Source organism: Paradesulfitobacterium aromaticivorans, from assembly GCF_054657415.1.
Genome location: NZ_BAAHYT010000010.1, coordinates 207,369 through 224,887 on the forward strand (window position 1 = coordinate 207,369; position 17,519 = coordinate 224,887).

21 protein-coding genes and 1 riboswitch are annotated in these 17,519 nt (G+C 47.4%); of the genes, 10 read left to right on the top strand and 11 right to left on the bottom strand.

Annotated features, from left to right (window positions below; all coding sequences use genetic code 11):
* Nucleotides 1-74: 74 nt before the first annotated feature.
* The 5 genes from ACYQ2N_RS06330 (at nucleotide 75) to ACYQ2N_RS06345 (ending at nucleotide 4,220) form a co-directional block, all read left to right on the top strand.
* Nucleotides 75-1,748 (top strand): ribonuclease J, encoded by a 1,674-nt coding sequence (locus tag ACYQ2N_RS06330; RefSeq protein WP_459998248.1) that lies wholly within the window; start codon nucleotides 75-77, stop codon nucleotides 1,746-1,748.
* Between the two features lie 11 nt (nucleotides 1,749-1,759).
* Complete coding sequence (locus tag ACYQ2N_RS23115) at nucleotides 1,760-1,867, top strand: hypothetical protein (protein ID WP_488199460.1); 108 nt, start codon at nucleotides 1,760-1,762, stop codon at nucleotides 1,865-1,867.
* A 514-nt stretch (nucleotides 1,868-2,381) separates the two neighbouring features.
* The gene (locus ACYQ2N_RS06335; RefSeq protein WP_459998249.1) at nucleotides 2,382-2,729 is read left to right on the top strand and encodes a hypothetical protein; all 348 of its coding nucleotides are present in this window, start codon (nucleotides 2,382-2,384) and stop codon (nucleotides 2,727-2,729) included.
* The gene (locus ACYQ2N_RS06340) at nucleotides 2,726-3,586 is read left to right on the top strand and encodes a GGDEF domain-containing protein (protein ID WP_459998250.1); all 861 of its coding nucleotides are present in this window, start codon (nucleotides 2,726-2,728) and stop codon (nucleotides 3,584-3,586) included. The genes ACYQ2N_RS06335 and ACYQ2N_RS06340 overlap by 4 nt, the downstream gene beginning before the upstream one ends.
* A gap of 64 nt (nucleotides 3,587-3,650) precedes the next feature.
* Entirely contained in the window at nucleotides 3,651-4,220 is a 570-nt protein-coding gene (locus tag ACYQ2N_RS06345) for a mechanosensitive ion channel family protein (RefSeq protein ID WP_460000483.1), read from the top strand.
* Here the strand turns inward: ACYQ2N_RS06345 and ACYQ2N_RS06350 are convergent.
* From ACYQ2N_RS06350 to ACYQ2N_RS06365, 4 genes are all read right to left on the bottom strand, one after another.
* Nucleotides 4,200-5,312 carry a sulfate/molybdate ABC transporter ATP-binding protein gene (locus ACYQ2N_RS06350; protein ID WP_459998251.1) on the bottom strand — a complete coding sequence of 371 codons (1,113 nt, stop codon included), beginning with the start codon at nucleotides 5,310-5,312 and terminating at the stop codon, nucleotides 4,200-4,202. The genes ACYQ2N_RS06345 and ACYQ2N_RS06350 overlap by 21 nt on opposite strands.
* On the bottom strand, nucleotides 5,309-5,989 hold the full coding sequence (gene modB / locus ACYQ2N_RS06355; RefSeq protein WP_459998252.1) for a molybdate ABC transporter permease subunit: 681 nt from the start codon (nucleotides 5,987-5,989) through the stop codon (nucleotides 5,309-5,311). Before modB ends, ACYQ2N_RS06350 begins: the two co-directional genes overlap by 4 nt.
* 67 nt (nucleotides 5,990-6,056) lie before the next feature.
* Nucleotides 6,057-6,905 carry a molybdate ABC transporter substrate-binding protein gene (gene modA, locus ACYQ2N_RS06360; protein WP_459998254.1) on the bottom strand — a complete coding sequence of 283 codons (849 nt, stop codon included), beginning with the start codon at nucleotides 6,903-6,905 and terminating at the stop codon, nucleotides 6,057-6,059.
* A gap of 95 nt (nucleotides 6,906-7,000) precedes the next feature.
* A riboswitch (molybdenum cofactor riboswitch) is annotated at nucleotides 7,001-7,134 on the bottom strand.
* Between the two features lie 155 nt (nucleotides 7,135-7,289).
* Nucleotides 7,290-7,571: a DUF134 domain-containing protein gene (locus tag ACYQ2N_RS06365; RefSeq protein ID WP_459998255.1), complete on the bottom strand. Its 282-nt coding sequence runs from the start codon at nucleotides 7,569-7,571 to the stop codon at nucleotides 7,290-7,292.
* Nucleotides 7,572-7,921: 350 nt separating this feature from the next.
* Between ACYQ2N_RS06365 and ACYQ2N_RS06370 the strand changes: the two genes are divergently transcribed.
* The gene (locus ACYQ2N_RS06370; protein WP_459998256.1) at nucleotides 7,922-8,182 is read left to right on the top strand and encodes a hypothetical protein; all 261 of its coding nucleotides are present in this window, start codon (nucleotides 7,922-7,924) and stop codon (nucleotides 8,180-8,182) included.
* A 13-nt stretch (nucleotides 8,183-8,195) separates the two neighbouring features.
* Here the strand turns inward: ACYQ2N_RS06370 and ACYQ2N_RS06375 are convergent, their stop codons facing one another.
* The 7 genes from ACYQ2N_RS06375 to ACYQ2N_RS06405 form a co-directional block, all read right to left on the bottom strand.
* On the bottom strand, nucleotides 8,196-9,272 hold the full coding sequence (locus ACYQ2N_RS06375) for a radical SAM protein (protein WP_459998257.1): 1,077 nt from the start codon (nucleotides 9,270-9,272) through the stop codon (nucleotides 8,196-8,198).
* Nucleotides 9,273-9,362: 90 nt separating this feature from the next.
* Nucleotides 9,363-11,159, bottom strand: coding sequence for an aldehyde ferredoxin oxidoreductase family protein (locus ACYQ2N_RS06380; protein ID WP_459998259.1), 1,797 nt, complete (start codon nucleotides 11,157-11,159; stop codon nucleotides 9,363-9,365).
* Between the two features lie 44 nt (nucleotides 11,160-11,203).
* Nucleotides 11,204-11,476 (bottom strand): MoaD-like domain-containing protein, encoded by a 273-nt coding sequence (locus tag ACYQ2N_RS06385; protein ID WP_459998260.1) that lies wholly within the window; start codon nucleotides 11,474-11,476, stop codon nucleotides 11,204-11,206.
* 489 nt (nucleotides 11,477-11,965) lie between these two features.
* Nucleotides 11,966-12,886, bottom strand: coding sequence for a SufB/SufD family protein (locus ACYQ2N_RS06390; protein ID WP_459998262.1), 921 nt, complete (start codon nucleotides 12,884-12,886; stop codon nucleotides 11,966-11,968).
* The gene (locus tag ACYQ2N_RS06395) at nucleotides 12,867-13,619 is read right to left on the bottom strand and encodes an ABC transporter ATP-binding protein (RefSeq protein ID WP_459998263.1); all 753 of its coding nucleotides are present in this window, start codon (nucleotides 13,617-13,619) and stop codon (nucleotides 12,867-12,869) included. The genes ACYQ2N_RS06390 and ACYQ2N_RS06395 overlap by 20 nt, the downstream gene beginning before the upstream one ends.
* 191 nt (nucleotides 13,620-13,810) lie before the next feature.
* Entirely contained in the window at nucleotides 13,811-14,365 is a 555-nt protein-coding gene (locus ACYQ2N_RS06400) for a glycine cleavage system protein H (RefSeq protein WP_459998265.1), read from the bottom strand.
* 82 nt (nucleotides 14,366-14,447) lie between these two features.
* The gene (locus tag ACYQ2N_RS06405; RefSeq protein WP_459998267.1) at nucleotides 14,448-14,861 is read right to left on the bottom strand and encodes an MOSC domain-containing protein; all 414 of its coding nucleotides are present in this window, start codon (nucleotides 14,859-14,861) and stop codon (nucleotides 14,448-14,450) included.
* A gap of 199 nt (nucleotides 14,862-15,060) precedes the next feature.
* Between ACYQ2N_RS06405 and ACYQ2N_RS06410 the strand changes: the two genes are divergently transcribed.
* The 4 genes from ACYQ2N_RS06410 to ACYQ2N_RS06425 are packed head-to-tail and all read left to right on the top strand — an operon-like array spanning nucleotide 15,061 to nucleotide 17,384.
* The gene (locus ACYQ2N_RS06410; RefSeq protein WP_459998268.1) at nucleotides 15,061-15,330 is read left to right on the top strand and encodes a carboxymuconolactone decarboxylase family protein; all 270 of its coding nucleotides are present in this window, start codon (nucleotides 15,061-15,063) and stop codon (nucleotides 15,328-15,330) included.
* Nucleotides 15,331-15,336: 6 nt separating this feature from the next.
* On the top strand, nucleotides 15,337-16,035 hold the full coding sequence (locus tag ACYQ2N_RS06415; protein ID WP_459998270.1) for an MFS transporter: 699 nt from the start codon (nucleotides 15,337-15,339) through the stop codon (nucleotides 16,033-16,035).
* Nucleotides 15,998-16,555, top strand: coding sequence for an ArsR/SmtB family transcription factor (locus ACYQ2N_RS06420; RefSeq protein ID WP_459998272.1), 558 nt, complete (start codon nucleotides 15,998-16,000; stop codon nucleotides 16,553-16,555). Before ACYQ2N_RS06415 ends, ACYQ2N_RS06420 begins: the two co-directional genes overlap by 38 nt.
* Nucleotides 16,449-17,384 (top strand): cation diffusion facilitator family transporter, encoded by a 936-nt coding sequence (locus tag ACYQ2N_RS06425; protein ID WP_459998273.1) that lies wholly within the window; start codon nucleotides 16,449-16,451, stop codon nucleotides 17,382-17,384. Before ACYQ2N_RS06420 ends, ACYQ2N_RS06425 begins: the two co-directional genes overlap by 107 nt.
* Nucleotides 17,385-17,519 lie beyond the last annotated feature (135 nt).

A 17,519-nucleotide genomic window follows, 5' to 3' on the forward strand; every position in this document is an offset into this window, starting at 1 on the left:
TAGTTCTGCCCAAAAACAAAATACGGTCGGAATAGGAAAACGACCTGACTCTAAAAACAAGGAGGTTCAATTATTTGACCAAAGAAAACAAATTACAAATCATCCCTCTCGGCGGGCTCGGAGAAATCGGCAAGAATATGACGGTTATCAGATACAATAACCAAATTCTGCTTATTGATGCCGGTCTTGCTTTCCCGGATGAGGAAATGCCGGGGATTGATCTGGTTATCCCGGATTATACGTATCTTATCGAAAATAAGGAACACGTGCTTGGTATCCTTATCACTCATGGACATGAAGATCATATCGGGGCTCTGCCCTACCTGCTGAAACATTTAAATGTACCCATTTTTGGCACGCGCCTCACTATTGGCCTGATACAGGCAAAATTAAATGAAGCCAAATTAGGACATGTTACAACCCACGAGGTTAAACCCCGTGATACGGTTAAACTCGGTGTCTTCAAGATTGAATTCATCAATGGCAGCCACAGCATTCCCGGGAGCGTTGGCTTGGCCATTCATACCCCGCTGGGAATGATCGTGCATTCAGGCGATTTTAAGCTGGATCATACCCCGGTCAGCGGTGGGATTCTGGATTTGAACAAGTTTTCTGAGCTTGGGGACAAAGGGGTACTTTGTCTGTTTTCTGACAGCACGAATGTGGAGCGCCCTGGATTTACCCTATCGGAACGGCTGGTCGGACAAAATATTGACGAGGCCTTTGCGAACGCTGAGGGAAGGGTTATCTTTGCCAGTTTTGCCTCGAATATCAATCGCCTTCAGCAAGCCATTAGTGCAGCTTTTAAATACAACCGCAAGGTTGCGGTTGTGGGCCGGAGTATGGTTAATGTTGTCGGGATAGCAACCGAACTGGGGTATCTCGATATCCCGGAAGGCACCCTCGTTGAAGTGGACGAAATTATCAACTTACCTGCCCCTAAAGTATGCATCCTGACAACCGGCAGCCAAGGGGAGCCAATGTCTGCTTTAACTCGTATGGCCATGCATGACCACCGTCAAATATCCATCAGTCCGGGGGATACAGTGATCATTTCGGCGTCTCCCATCCCCGGCAATGAGAAGGCTGTCGCCCGCAATATTGATATGCTCTTCAAACTGGGAGCCAAGGTGATCTATGAGTCCATCTCAGGGATGCACGTTTCCGGACATGCCAGTCAAGAAGAACTTAAATTAATGCTGAGCATGGTTAAGCCTAAGTATTTTATTCCTGTTCACGGGGAATATCGCATGTTAATGAAACATGCCGAACTGGCAGAACAACTCGGGATTCCCCGGAAAAATATTTTTGTTGCCGAAATCGGCAGTGTCATTGAGTTTACACGACAGGGAGCAAAAATTGCGACAGATAAAGTGACTTCAGGTCGAATTCTAATCGACGGCTTGGGTGTTGGCGATGTGGGAAATATCGTTTTGCGTGATCGAAAGCAGCTCGCGCAAGACGGAATCCTGATTGTTGTTCTCACCTTAAACGGCACCACGGGAGCGATTTCAGCTGGCCCGGATGTGATTACCCGTGGATTTGTCTATGTCCGGGAGTCTGAATTAATGCTTGATGAGGTCAAAGAGATTACCAGGAAAACCATGGTACGCTGTCAACAAAACGGCACCCGGGAATGGGCAGCCTTGAAAAATCAGATCCGGGATGCCTTGAGCAAACACCTCTATGACAAAACCAGGCGACGTCCCATGATTATCCCGATTCTTCAAGAAGTTAAGCAACCCTGAAAAAGCCTGATATTGGAAAACTCTCCTTGTTAACACAAGAAGACCAAGAACCCCTCATCATCGATTGGCGCTCTCCGATTGCCTCCCTTTATTATGAAGGGCGTTTAGGTGAAGTCTAGTATCAGACCCCGACAGAAAATATCAAAGGAGAACTTGGCCTTAAACGGCAGTTTAGCATTAAAGACGGACAATTGCTGGATATTCTGGACATTGATATCACAACCAACGATGCCTTTCGGCCGTAAAAAAATATACGGTATCTACTGATCGGGTATAAGGCATTCATTCCTACCGTAGTATCAAAAACTGGGATCAAGTCAGACAGGAAGTATTCCCAGATCTTGACTGCCAATATCTGTTCCCCTCATTTTGTAAAAATGCTCGGTTGTTAGCACCCTGTCTGAACCTCTTCCATTTTCTCTTACCTTTATAAGGTACTTGCTACTTAAATAGTCATAGTAAATTTTGGGTGTAATCACGCACTTATATACTACCTTCATCTTAACGTAAAAGGGCAAAATTTCAAGTTATTTCGTTTCTTCACTACTGATATTCTCTTGTTGACTTTTACAAAATCTTCTCTTTTTCTTCACATTGTGCTAGAATATTATAAAGTGAGAAAGGAGTTCTATTATGACTCCAAGCGAAATCAGCAAAAAAGCCGAAATAAATATGCGTTTGAGTGAATTTGAAATGCCTCCCATGCAGGACGTTTTAATCGTTGGTACTAAAGCCCCCATTGGTCCGGAAGCCGCTAAAAGGATGGTTGATGTGCTGGTTCCTGATCAGTATGAGATCATTAAGCTTCAACATCCTTTTATAGAAGCAATTGTCTTGCGCAAGGGTCTGTTAAGTATGCTTCCTCAGGAGAAATTAGTCAGCCTGATTCTGGAGGAAGGAGAAAAGATTGCTAACGAGCAAATGATTATTAAGGCACAGATTAACATTATTCTGCATGTTAGTAAATCTGTGGATCTATGATAGACACTGTAGCATCTATTTATACCCAGGAGTATCTTCAGGTAAGCCCTCTGGATGGTGTGCGCAAGATTCAAACCCTGCTCAGTGAGAGACATATCACATTTTGTATTGTATGGGAAAATAATCACATAAATGGAATTATAACCCCCAGGGAATTGTTTACTGCTCATCCCAATCGAATTGCTGCTGACGTCATGACTTCGGAAATTCCGGTTATCAGTCCGTCTACACCACTTTGGCAAGCCCAGGAGATAATCGATACCCTTGATGCCGAAGTGCTACTGATTCAAGAAGGAAGAGAATTTAAAGGGATCGTAACCAGAACCCGCTTGTATCGTGAACTAGGGAAACACATCGACCTTCTAACCGAACTTTACAAGAGTGGATATCTTTATTACCAAGGAAGCAAACTGTTAGTCGCCGGACAGGAAATATCCGTCATTTTCCTTGATATTAATAATTTCGGAGAAATTGATAAAACTTTCGGACATACCAAGGGTGATCTCATTCTGCAGGAGGTCAGTAAACTCCTGAAAAACGCTGTTCCTGATGATGCTTATCTTTGTCGTTTTGGTGGGGATGAATTTGTTATTCTGCTGGCTGCTTATCTGCAAGAAAGTATAAACTTAGTCCATCAGTTAAAACAGACGCTTGCCTCCCATCCGTTTCCTTTTGGTATCTCCTTGTCTGTCTCGGCCGGGATAGTAGGTGGCCGCCGCAATCTAAGCCGCCCGGATGATCCTTTGACTATCATAAAAAATCTTATTAATGCTGCCAGTCTGGAATCGACTAAAGCGAAAAATGACAAAAATCATCTTTCTGTGCGGGATGCTTTTGACATTAATGACATTGCCTGAAAGCTGAAACGATGAAAATTGACTCTCACCGTTTCAGCTTTTTTTATTATGAGTTACAACCTTTATACCCTGCCGTTGGGCCGTTACCAAAACTCTTGTCTGGGGTTTGGCAGTAGTCATTCTGCTGGATAATCTGCCTATTAAGATCTCACCGCTCCTAACTGGTTTAGGTATTGGTGGGGTCGCTATGGCCTTCGCGGCCCAGTCTGTGTTACAAGATGTTTTCAGTTACGTTACAATTTTTCTCGATCGGCCTTTTGAGATTGGAGATTTTATTGTAATAGGGGAATATTGGGGCACAGTGGAACACATTGGGATAAAAACTACTAGGCTGCGCAGCCTAAGTGGCGAGCAACTGGTATTTTCCAATAAGGATCTGACCAATTCGCGCGTGCGCAATTACAAAAGAATGAGCCAGCGCCGGGTCGTTTTTAACCTCGGGGTCGCCTATGAAACAAGCCTTGAACATTTGCAGGAAATCCCGGGAATTCTGGAAACGATTATCAAGAGTGTTGACGACACAGTGTTTGATAGAGCGCATTTTACTTCTTACGGGGATTTTAGTTCTTATGGTCAAGAGCGACTGGGTTTTAATAATGCCCGTTTCGCTTTCCTATCCGTTCGCCCAAACTGAAATGCTTGCTACCGGCAAACAGACCTGACAAAGTTCGCCTGGGCGAAACCCCGGGTAAACAATGGCATCACTCTTCATTTGCAGATGGGCGTGTATATCATAATCCTTGGCTGCTGCCCATGCCTCACCCCGTAAGAGTTTGATTAAAAGGGTTTGTCCGTCAGGACTGGGAATATTTTGTATTACTTTTCCATAAAATACGTTTTCTTCCTCTTCTTGAGTTGATGCATCGCCGGGCAAGACGGTAATTAGTGATGGCCTGATCCCCACCGAAACGGAATTCTCCGCCATCACATTGGGTATTGTCAAATGACATCCCAATTCTTCCACCCATATTACAGCCTGCTTCCCGTCTCTTTTCCTGACCAAACCGTCAAAGATATTCTCCATTCCGGTAAGACGGGCTACCAAACGAGTCTGGGGATGACGCAGAATTTCCTCCCGGCTACCCAATTGAATGATTTTTCCACTTTCCATAATTGCAATATGAGAACATAAACGGTAAGCCTCTTCAAAACTATGGGTCACTAAAATAATCGTTCCGGCAAAAGCATCCCTGATATTTAGAACTTCTTTTTCCAATCTTTTTTTGACCTGACTATCCAAGGCGGAAAACGGCTCATCGAGTAAAAGAAGTGTGGGATCAGTGACCAATGTTCTGGCTAAAGCCACCCGCTGTTGCTGCCCCCCCGACAGTTGCTGGGGAAAGCGCTTTTCCATCCCTTTAAGCCGCATGCGCTCCATGACTTTATAAACCTTATCTTTTTTTTCCTTAGAAGAGTATTTATTAAGGCCAAAGGCAATGTTTTTTTCCACCGTCAAATGGGGGAAGAGGGCATAATCCTGTAAGAGAAAACCTATTTTACGCTTGCGGGCCGGAATATGTAACCCATCAGCCGTGTTTTCAAGGACCACGTTGCCCATTTTCAAATACCCTTTATCCGGTCGTACCAGCCCGGCCAAAATGCGCAGGGTCATACTTTTCCCACATCCGGAGGGACCAAATAAACCCAAAACTGAACCGAGCGGGAGTTCCAAATGAATATCCAGCAGGAAGGACTCCAATTGCTTTGTAAACTCAACATGAATCATCGGGAGCCTCTCCTCCCCACCTGCCGATTCAATCCATTCAGTACAATCAGAGCTAACAAGGCTGTCCCGGTCATAATCATGACAAGGGCATTGGCCGTAGACCAATTTCCCGCTAACAAAGCATTATAAATAGCAATTGGCATCGTCACAGTTTCGCCAGGTATGCTGCCTGAGATCATTAATGTAGTCCCAAAATCCCCGAGCGCCCGCGTAAACATGAGAATGATCCCCGCCGCAATTCCTTTCCAGGCATTAGGCACGACAACATGCCAGAAAACCCCTAATTCCGTTCTTCCTAAGACACGGGCAGCGTCCAAAAGGTTTGGGGATACGCTTTCAATCGCGGACCTGGACGTTTTAATAAAATAGGGCATGGAAACGACCATGGCTGCAATCACCACTCCCCGGGTAGTGAAAACCAGCGGAAGTCCAAGGCTTTCCAGAAAACGGCCGATAGCACTCTTACGTCCCAGCACAATAAGCAAATAATATCCCAAAACGGTAGGAGGCAATACCATCGGCAAAGTGAGAAGGGAATCCACCACTTCTACCCACTTGCTATGCGATCGTCCAAGCGCCCAGGCAATCAACAAGCCGAGTAAAAAACCCAAAAGGGTCGCTGTTGTCGCTATTTTTAGGGAAAGAAACAATGGGAATAAGTCTGCCGTGGTGATCACCAGCGCTCCACCCTTTTCCTAGATATTTCCTACATAATTATATCTTTCCATCTTGATACTCTTTGCTCTATGATACTTTAGGTTTAATTTCATCCGGAAGGAGAAAGCCATATTTTTTCATGATCGGGCGGCCCTGCTCACCGTTGACAAAGGCAATAAAACGGCGTGCGTTATCCTCCTGCTTTGTCTCTTTGAGCGCGGTAATCGCTTGATTAAGGGGCTCGTGCCACGAACCATCAATCAATTGGAAGTTCACCTCATCCGGTTTGTAGAGAGATAAGGAAAGAATCACGGCATCCACGTTTTTTGACTTCAGCATATTTAAAGCCTCTTGGATATTGGCACCATACACCATTTTCCCCTGGACTCCCGTCCAGAGCCCGGCATGCTCAAAGGCCTGCTTGGCAGCCCTTCCATAGGGAGCATGGGAAGGATCAGCAATAGCAATTTTTTTGACAGCGGGATTATCTGCCAACTCTTGGAGCGAATGCAGCACGAGTGGGCTGTCTTTTAAGGTGGCGATCCCGATCCGCCCTTGCGCATAGAGTTGTTGTGTATCCGGCAGTGTCAGTCCTTTTGTCTTCAGCCCGTCAATAAACGAAACATCAGCAGCGGCAAAAACATCATAGGGCGCACCGTTTTCGATCTGCATGGCGGCTGTCCCTGTCGATCCGTAAGTTATCTCTACCGGAATCCCGGTTTCTGCCTGAAAGGCATCCCCCATCTCCTTGAAGGCCAGGGCTAAATCCGCTGCTGCCGCAACTCGGAGTTTGGGTTGGTTCTGCGTGGTCGCAGCCTGATTTTTTCCGTCCGGAGAATTTTGCGTTGATGGAGCCTGTGTCCCACAGGCAGTTAAAACAAATAGGCTCAATAGAGCGAATCCGATCAGCCCTAAATACTTCTTGCTCAATTTCATGCTTTTGGTCCTTCCTTCTTTTCTGCATTATATCTTGGCCTCATTCGTTCAAACCGAAAAAAAACTCCACTTTAAAAAAGTGGAGGCGCGCGCAGACAACCCATACGACCGTCTCCTTTTCAATACGTGAAGGTATACCCGTTTCCAGGTATGCCCTGAGGGCATACAGCCCTGGCCGTTCAACCATAGAGTCCTCGTTAGGCTAAGCGGCTCGGAGAAATATTTAGTTCAGTCTAATTATATAGAGTCAGCCTAAATTATGCAAGATTAGTTGATTCATGATATCCATGGCGATGTTCATGTCCGTGATGATCATGTCCGTGACACCCTTCTCCTGTTGCTATTAATGTTCCGTTGGCATATGCTTGAGCGATCTCATTCGTATTATTGTTTGTGATCAGACACATCTTCAGGTGGATCGGAGTCCTGACGTTGATGTCGGCAAACTCCTCCGGTCCTTTTATACATGCCTTTTTTCCCATAAAACTGATGGTGCCCGCCTTCAATCCGCAGTCCCTTTCCTTGGGTCAATGCCTGAGCGATTTTTTTACGGGCACTTTGCACAAGGCGCACAAAGGTCGGACGAGAGATCTGCATCAGTCGAGCACATTCTTCCTGTTCTAAACCTTCGGCATCTTTTAAGCGCACCGCCTCTAAACTCTTCAATCGTTAAGATAATCTCTTCCAGTTCACACCACGGAATTCCCTGCGGTTTGAAAATGCGTGGCGCATGGGTATAACCACATTTAGGTATAAAACACTATTGCATTACTTGCAACAACGAGTTAAATAATCCCAAACTCAGTTAGCCAGTCATCTGCCCTACGGGAGGTTATTACAGATATAGATCAAAGGTCTACCGTAATTGCCAGTATTGTCTTAAAAAATGAACGAAATCGCAAAGCAGACAAATTTGCTCGCCTTAAATGCCGCGATTGAGGCTGTATTGGGAGATGGTTTAGATTCTAAGGTTGATGTGGGTCCGATTATCAACATATACCAAGAATGTCAACCATGTGTACACAGCCATGCGCGACATTACGACCGAGATTCTCTATGTCAATGCCGGTACGATCGGTGCGGAAGTTCACCTGCCGTTTGGCGGCACCCGGGGAACATCTCTTTACAATCCGCTGGCAGCCCAACTGCATCTTCCTCCGGTCGTGGGAAAGGGCGTAGTCGACTGGATTGCCGCGATAATACTTGTACCTTCTATGGCTATGTGTTACCATATTGATAGGGAATTACTGGAAGAAGAAGGTCTTCCAGTGGTGTAGTTGAAGCGCTTGTTTATGGGCAAAAAGGAAGCCCCCGCGCCCATAGACAATCAGCACAAGAGGGCTCGTTGCCCATACAATCCATGTCGGCATGGGTCACTATGTCACAACCGTTAACAAAATCACAGTCCGGACATGATGGATAAATTCCGTTCCTTACCTTATAGCGGAATTCCATGAACACAGGATCCATCCAGATTCCGTCAAGGCGCTTGTCCTTCAGAGATCCGAAGCTGTATGCCCGGATCTCCTTTTTTCTTCCCAGCACATATTCGGGATAGGCATGCAGAAAGCGGTAACATGGTGCCACTTCTCCGTCCCAGCGTACAACCACGCTCTGGCTTTCTACAAATTTACAATGCCTCTCTGTCTTGAGGCCAGTCTGGGGCAACACGACAGCAAGCTGTTTTCCCAGTCCGTAATTGAAAGCCTGGCGGAAGATCCTCTCTGTTTCCGCGCTTACAGGGTAGAGGATTTCATCCAGCATATCCTCTGCCATCGGCTGCAGATGCGAGATGTAAATCTTATCTACCCCGATTTGGGCTGCCGTCCTCACTGTCTCCATTAAAAAAGGCAAGGTCCGTTTCATAGCCACGAATTCCCAGGCAATTTCCGGCTTGTCCCCAGGTTGTACTCTGCTGGCTATAAGCTTGTGTGTACTTTCCAGAACCGGATGGACATTCTGATGTCGAATCCCGGCAAAGGTTGCACTGTCTACCGAGTCCACCGAAAAGACAATTCGGCTGATTTTATGAGCACCGAAAAATGCAACGGTTTCTGAATTCAAATTAGTACCGTTCGTTGTCACAGTCACCTCATACCGGCCAGCAAATAGTTCTACTGCCCGGCGGAAAGCCGGGGCAATCGTTGGCTCCCCAATCCCGCCTAAAATGACTTCCCGAAGTTCAGGAAATCGCTGTACGTCTAAACTTATTTTCTCCAAGAGTTCTTCCGACATATCCCCTTCCACTTCCCGCCAAGTCCGGCGGTAGCACATTTCACACGATAAATTGCAGCGGTTGGTCAATTCCAGATATAGCCTTTCCAAAGAAGGCGTGGGGCGGAATGTAATCTCCACGCTGTCTTTCATGACCCTCTCTCCCTCTTTGTCCAATTAAAAATGGAACTCTCTACCCACAGACCTACACCTGCGGCAGAGAGTCCCCAATTATTAATACCCTTATTGAATGCCTAGTTTGGCCAGGTGTTCCGGAGTAGGGATACCATCCGCATTCCAACCCCTCACTTGATAGTACTCAGGCAGGAGTTGATCAAGTCTATGAATTTCTCCCTTGGAAGGTCCTTCCGGCATAGGTTCAGTAAGAAAACGCTTGGGTAATGTATCATCTGCTTTGCTGAACCCTTCCCTCAAGTTATAGAGCCGTTCAATATTCCAAATTCTTTCTCCAGTGGTTAAGACTTCTTCACTGGAATAACCGGAACCGGTAATCGCATTGTAAATTGCGCGGTAGTCGTCCAGTCCCAGGGCAAAGGAGGTAAATAGACACAGTCCCAGAGAATCAATGACCGCGGTCAGATCCTGGAATGTCTTAACCCAAGTTGCTTTCCCTTCCAAAGAGAACCGATCCAGTTTCTCCGGTACTCCCAAAATTTCGGGAGAAATCAGATAACCACGAACATGACAGCCCCCACGGTTGGAGGTGGCATACTGGAGCCCATGTCCCTGGATACCGCGCGGATCATAGGCCGGCAGTTCCTGTTTCTTCACACTCATGGAAAGCTCCGGTACACCGTAGCTTTCCGCCAGGCGGTAAGAACCCAGAGCCATTTTGGCTCCCAGCCCTTCGCCCAGGCCGATCTTGCGCACCCACTCCAGCATAGCTTCTCCATTGCCAAATTCCAGCGGTGTTCCACCCAGTTCTTCCGCCTTAATATAACCGCGCTGGAACAATTCCATGCCGGCGGCGATAGTCGTGCCTACTGAGATGGTGTCGAGTCCGAATTCATTGCACAGATTGTTAGCTTTGATCACATATTTCAAGTCGCTGACGCCGCAATCAGATCCGAAAGCCCAGACGGTCTCGTACTCCGGCCCGCCCCCTTCTTCCCCGTCAACCCGGCAATAACGGCCACAGGCGATGGGGCAGCGGTAACAGGGGTCTTTTTTCACCAGATACTTCTCTGCCAGGGTCTCTCCGCTGATCTGCTCAGCCTGAACAAAATACCCTTCTTGAAAATTGTTTACAGGTAGTATTCCCGCTTCGTTGATAATATTGACCAGAACCGCCGTCCCATAGGCCGGGAGCCCTTGTCCGGTTACCCCGTGTTCCCGAATTTTCTTTAAAAGTTCACTCAGTACTTCTTTTGTTTCCTCCGGTCGAGCCGCCTCTACCTTGCCGCTACCTAGAACGACAATCCCTTTAACTTTCTTCGAACCAAGAACAGCCCCAACGCCGGAGCGTCCGGCTGCCCGGTAGTGGTCGTTCATCACTGAGGCAAGAAGAGACAGTCTTTCCCCCGCTGGCCCGATGGTAAGCACTTTGGCCTTGTCATTATTAAATTCTTGTTGCAGAAGATCAGTAGTTTCCCCAACTTTTTTACCCCAAAGACCGGAGGCATCTTTAATTTCCACCTGATCATCTTTAATCGCAATATACACAGGTGCAGCAGCCTGTCCTTCCAGAACAATCATATCATAGCCAGCTGCTTTAAGCTCAGCACCCCAATAACCGCCAGAATTAGAACTGGCAATCGTGTTTGTCAGGGGAGACTTAGTCACAACCATGTAACGTCCGGAGGTCGGGGCATTGGAACCGGTTAAAGGGCCGGTTGCAATAAAGACTTTATTCTCCGAGGCAAACGGGTGTACTCCAACCGCAACTTCATCCATAAACATTTTAGAGGCTAAACCCCGGCCTCCTATGTATTTACGGGCCAGTTCCTGGTTTAGGGATTCTGTGCTTACCTTCCCTGCTGTAAGGTTAATACGCAAAATTTTTCCACAGTATCCGCCCACGTTAAATCCTCCCTTTCAAATATCTATGCTTTACCCAACTAGGTTTAGCCACCTGCAGATAAAAATTTTAACCGAAAACCTTGGAGCAACCGTTGGTAGCAATCGTCATCATCTGTCCGAAAAATTATGTTTACCTTCGGCAAAATAATCCGCCCAAAGTGTACCTTATCTTCGGGCCCGACCTCAACCTCCCAGCCATCAGCGCCAAACCTGCCATCTTCCAAAAGATTACCGACTTCAGCAAAATACTCGATGAACCGTATCCGGGGTATTCCCCTCATTTCGTGGCAATGCTCGGTTGTTAGCACCCCCTTCATATTTCTCACATCTTAAGAGGTATCCTGATACCCAAGAACGAATCCTATAACAAATCTTGGATATAATCACGCACTTATGTATTAAGCTTATCTTAACGTACGCAGGGCAAAAATTCAAGATGTATTTTACTTTCCTACCATATTCGCAAGACCTTCGGCCACTTGAGTTAGCTGTTGAGCGACTCCATCAACCGATTCAACCACAACCGTTTGTCCCAGGACTTTCGCGTTCATTTCTTCAGCCGTCGCTTTGTTGCTTAAAACTTAAAGTGAGTTAAATTAAGCGTTAAGCTGCAGACCAATGGCCATCGCTTCCGGCAAGGAAACTCCCAGCCAGAAGAAAGCCGGAACAACAATGAAGGCCGTGCCTAGGCCAGCCATGCTTAAAACGACCGTGAACGCAAATACAAGTATTCCCGCTGATATTAAAACCCACAAAGACGTGACAAACTAGACCTCCTCTTCGACGTAAGGAGTAAGAGCGGGGGGTCACTCTAGAAATCCCTTAAGAATTGTTTCTTCCGCCTCTTTCTCCGACAGTCCCAGCGACATCAGTTTTACCAGTTGTTCAGATTCGATCCTGCCAATCGCTGCTTCATGGATAAGTTGTGCTTCTGAATGATAGGCTGAAATTTTAGGGGTGGAGTGCACTTGGGCCTTATGCATGATGATGGCATCGCATTGGATATGGCCCCGGGATTTATTGCGCCCAACCAGATCAAAATAGAATTCCTGCCTGGAATTGTCCTGAGCCACTGAGCGCGAAATTATCTGGGCTGAAGAATCGGCACCTTCCAATTCGACCGTGATATTTGATTCCGCTTCTTGATCCAAATAAGTTAAGAGCCGCTCCGTAACGATCAACTTAGCATTATCCTTCAGCCGGATTTCCGTATCCCTTTTAGTGCTGTCGATCCCCTTTATTTGAACCAGTTCCAACTCAACGATAGCTTCTTCTTCGGCTTCAATGATCGTCTTGGGATTTAATACCCTCTCTCCCTTCCCCTCACCCTGGCCATAGTGCTTTTCCACATATCTCAGTCTGGCCCCTTGGCGGACAAAGAAGGTGTGGATGCCATCATGCTGTGATTTGCGGCTTCCCGAATTATGGATGCCACAGCCGGCCACGACCAACACGTCGGAGTAAGCACCGATTTCGAAAGTGTTATAGACAAGGTCGTTGATATTTTCTTCCGTCACAATGACGGGAATGTGGACGCTTTCCCCTTTCGTATACGGCTTGACAATTACATCAATGCCCGGCTGATCTTTTTTGGTGATGATATCGATATTGGCCGTGGTATTTCGCTGTACCCCTTCCCCATTTTTGCGGATATTGTAAGCCCCTTGCGGAATTTCATGAAGATCGGCCACTTTCTCCAGCATCAGCTTATCCAACGAATTCAGCATCCTGAACAACCCCTTTCTCACACTGGTTGCTGCATAAGCAATCTTCGTTCTTCAAAATTAGATTAAGGATTTTCGCCTTATTGGATTGTTCACTGATCTTGCCGTTGGACATCAGGATGATCTCGTCTGCCAGTTCCATAATCCGCTCCTGATGTGAAATAATAAGGATTGTTGTATCGTATTTCAGGTGAATATATTTAAAAGTTTCAGCAAGCTTCTGGAAACTCCATAAGTCAATCCCGGCTTCCGGTTCGTCAAAAACCGCAACCTTGAGCTTGCGCGCCAGCACGGTCGCGATTTCGATCCGCTTCATTTCTCCCCCGGAGAGGCTGGCATCCACATCCCGGTCGAGATAATCCTGGGCACACAACCCGACATCATGCAACAGATCGCTGATATTGACCTTTTCCGGGTTAGTCGCCGCTGCTATCTTGAGCAGATCCTTGACTTTAATGCCTTTAAAGCGAGGTGGATTCTGGAAAGCATAGCCGATACCCAGACGGGCCCTTTCGGAGATCGTCATTTTTGTTATGTCCTGCCCATCCAGTAAGATTTTACCGGAGGTCGGTGTATAGACACCCATAATAACTTTCGCCAGGGAAGATTTACCCCCACCGTTCGGTCCTGTGACCACATATATTTTTTTCTCAGATAATTTTAAATTAATGCCGTTAAGAATCTCGACACTCCTTGTTCCTTCTATTTCCAGTGATACCTCTTGTGTTTCAAGCATGACCTCGCCCCCTCATCTGTATCCATAATTATTCTCAGCGGTTGCTATTTTACTTCCCGGGTTGCCTAATCCCTATTATATCGTTTTCTGGGCTTTGCGCCACTTATATTGCAATCAAGATGTCGACCTTGAACATTCTAAAGCCTCTGGGACTTCCATCTCAGAGGCTTCTCTTTATACTTTACTACTTCTTACCCTTGGTCAAACTCAGACCCCCGCCTCTTGTCGAGATTAAAATTCTCATCCAGCCTGCTAAGCATTTCTTCCGCTGCAGCCTCCAAAGCCATGGTGCCCATCTGGAATGAAGGCACTACCCGGCGGGCTGCCACGCGGGAGAGCCCGCCACCCCGGTCAGATTCCCAATCTAAGAGTTCCACTTCTGCAATCCAGCCCTTTTCATAAGGGTTCTCATTGACCCATTCGGACGATGATTCCAAGTCTTCATTGACAGCCACAACCTTGCACGCAGCAGGAGCAATGATTTCGAACACGGCCTTGTATGACTCTAACGTACCCAAAGCCCCAAACTGTTCCACTTCAAGCCCTGCTTCCGGGGCATCAAAGAAAATGATATCTGAGAGGCTCTGCTGTACGTAGTCACTCACCCCAACCCTGGCCCGCTTGCCCTCTATCCAGACCCAACAATCGTTTTCATTAAAATAGAAGTTCCCTTGCGGTATCCTAAAACGGAACTTGTCCTGCCAGAATTCCGTGTACTCAAGTGGCCCTGAAAAACCTTCGGCCACATTTATTGCCTGCTTCTCCTGGGTTTTACTAAGTTTTTGGATCGTTTGTGCATTTGGAACTTTGGGCCGTAAAGTTCTATGCCTAAATTATAATATGATCCCCAACCCGAACCATGCCCCCTTTGACGACCCGTCCGAAACGCCCTTCCCGGCTGACGATATAAGGCCGGCCCTGTTCTTTCCACTCTTCCTTGCCGACATAATAAATTTCCATTTCTGCTTCCCCAAGCCTTAACACCATTCCTGGCACGAGTTCGCTCAGGGGAAGATCCGTAACCGTAATATTTTCTGTGTAACCGTCGGCGAGAACCTCTTCCTGCTTTTCCGCTGGAACCTTGACCAAAGCCTCCACCGGAAAAACACTGACTTGGCGATCCCAGTCCCCACCATGGGCGTCCCCTTGGAGACCCCAGCCCTCCACGAGTTCTACTTCAGACACATCATTTTTCACGGTTCCCCGCTGTGAACTGATGTGCAACGACAATACTTTTCCCATGATTCCCTCCCAATATTATGCAATATTATTGATGACGACACCGCTGCCCATATTATAATATCATCATTTGTACTGCCTGTTAAGGTGAATGGCTGTCTTAGTCAGTCTTAGTTGCCATGAAATTGTTATACCCGATTAGCTGTATCGGATATTTTTTCATACCTCTCTTGCAATACTAAAAGTTTAGAGATACAATTGCATGGTTAAATCATTATATTCTAATATATATATGGGTATCCTGCGGCTCTTTGCTGTCAGAAAGGATCCATCCACTAAAAAGGAGGGCTTTATCATTGCTCTGGCTACTTCCGTGAACAACGGCTCAGACATGTGTATCGCCTCACACACCAAACAACTGAAGAGCATGGGCGTCACGGATGAAGAACTTTTGGAGATGATTGCCGTGATCGATGCCTCAACCGGCATGAACCGGGTTAACACCGGCCTGCGCATTTTCCCGCAAGAGTAGTATCTATTGTCCTCAACAGCGAAGGCAACTCCTCCGAGTTGCCTTCGGCTGCCCTTTGGCAAAGGAGGTTGTCTAAACGGCCTGGCCATTGCGACGGAAAATTACCCCCCTGAGCAGCGAGGCAAAAACATCGGCACCCTGGCTTCCGTTTCTGCCATCGGCAGCCTGGCCGGACCCGCCCTCGGCGGCATTGTCGTCGGGTTATGGGGTTGGCGCTGGATTTTCATCCTGAACTTTATTGTCGCCACGTTGGGCTTCACGGCTTCCCACTTTATCATTCCCTCCGACCGGGGCAAAGGGAAATCGAAAAAATTTGACTCCTGGGGTGCCATTTACGTCATTATCGGGATGGTTAGCTTTATCTATGCCCTCTCCAATGTGAATGATTTTGGTTGGAGTTCCCCGGCCATTCTCATTTCCCTCGCTCTCTTCCTCCTCAGTGTCATCGGCGTTGCGATTCAGGAACGCCGGAGAGCGAACCCCGTCCTGGATTTTGAACTGTTCAAAGTGCGCATCTTTTGGACCTCAATTATTGCTGCCCTCATTTCGTTCATCACCATGTACTCGAGCACGATTCTCATTCCCTTCTATTATCAAAAGGTGCTGGGTTACTCGCCCCAGGCTCGGCTTCTATTTTCAGGAGCTTCGAAGAAAGAAGGTGAATCGCATGAGTCGTCCCGGCCACCACCATCTTTGTCACACTGATTGCCATACCCCGGAGCGATTAGCTGAATTACGCCTAGCGGTGAGCAAGACGGAGGGAGTGACCCCCATCTTTAAGGCTTTAGCTGACGAAACGCGTGTAAAGATCATATACGCCTTGCTCCAGGAACCTGATCTTTGCGTGTGTGATCTAGCCGACATTGCCTCCCTCACGGTGGCAGCTGCCTCTCACCATTTGAGGCTACTCAAAAACATGGGACTCGCCCGTTCGCGTAAAGACGGTAAGCTGGTGCGCTATTCCCTAAGTGATGAGCATGTGAAATCAATCCTGGAAGAAGCCTTGCCTTGCAACACAGTGCTCACCTCCGCACCATCCCCGTCAACACGGGATAGTCCGTTTTTTTCGCCCTTACATTCAAACACTTATTTTATTGTTAGAGTATGGAGGGGATCTGATGGAAAAACGGCGAATTGGGATACCAGGCAAAAAACTGAAATGGGCCTTTTGGGCCACCCTGATTATTCTGGCTGTAGAGGTGATTGGCGGCAGCTTAGCCAATAGTCTGGCACTCCTCAGCGATGCCGGACACGTCCTCACCGATGTCGCGGCCTTAGGCCTGGCCTGGTTCGCCGCGGTTCAGGCGCAAAAGTCGCCGACCCTCAAACACACCTTCGGTTACCATCGGACAGGTATCCTAGCCGCTTTGGCTAATGCCGTGACCTTGATCGTCATCGCCTTCATCATTCTGTTTGAAGCGTTCCATCGCTTGCAGAATCCTGAGCCTGTGCAAAGCACGATCATGTATATCAGTGCTAGCGTCGGAATACTCGTCAACCTGGGCATCGCCCTGGGTTTCCGCAGTGGGGAAGACAACCTGAATGTGCGCTCTGCTCTCCTCCATGTCTTGGGAGATGCAGCCGCATCAGCAGGAGTAATCATTGGCGGAGTGATCATGCAGTATACTCAATGGTATATTATCGACCCCATCATTTCTGTGCTCATCGCCTTCATGGTCGGCTGGGGAGCCTGGAGAATCGTCAAGGAGACCCTGCACATCCTCATGGAGGGAACACCCATTGATTTTGAGGCAGAAACGCTCTTGGATTATGCGAAAACCCTGCCCGGTGTCTGTGACCTGCATGACCTTCATGTCTGGAGCGTCACGCCCGAGCGAACAGCGCTGAGCTGCCATCTAGTCATTGAACCCAATAGTTCCCTCTCCTCAGGCCTACAGCTGATCGCACAGACCAAATCCTATCTCGAACAATCATTCAATATTTCCCATGCCACAATCGAGTTGGAAACAGCGCACTGCCCCTGTACTTCCCTGCTCTGCCAGGATGCGCTGTGGCAAAAGCCGCTCGCTCATCACGAGAGCATTGCCACCTAAAGCGGAAAGCATTTGTTTGCAAAGATAATCAATCGCTCGCTTAACATAGAGGGAGAGCCTCCACATTACAATATGAAGGCTCTCCCTCTTCTTTGAAGATGACGGTCTATTGGCACAGGTCATAATTTCTTGTAC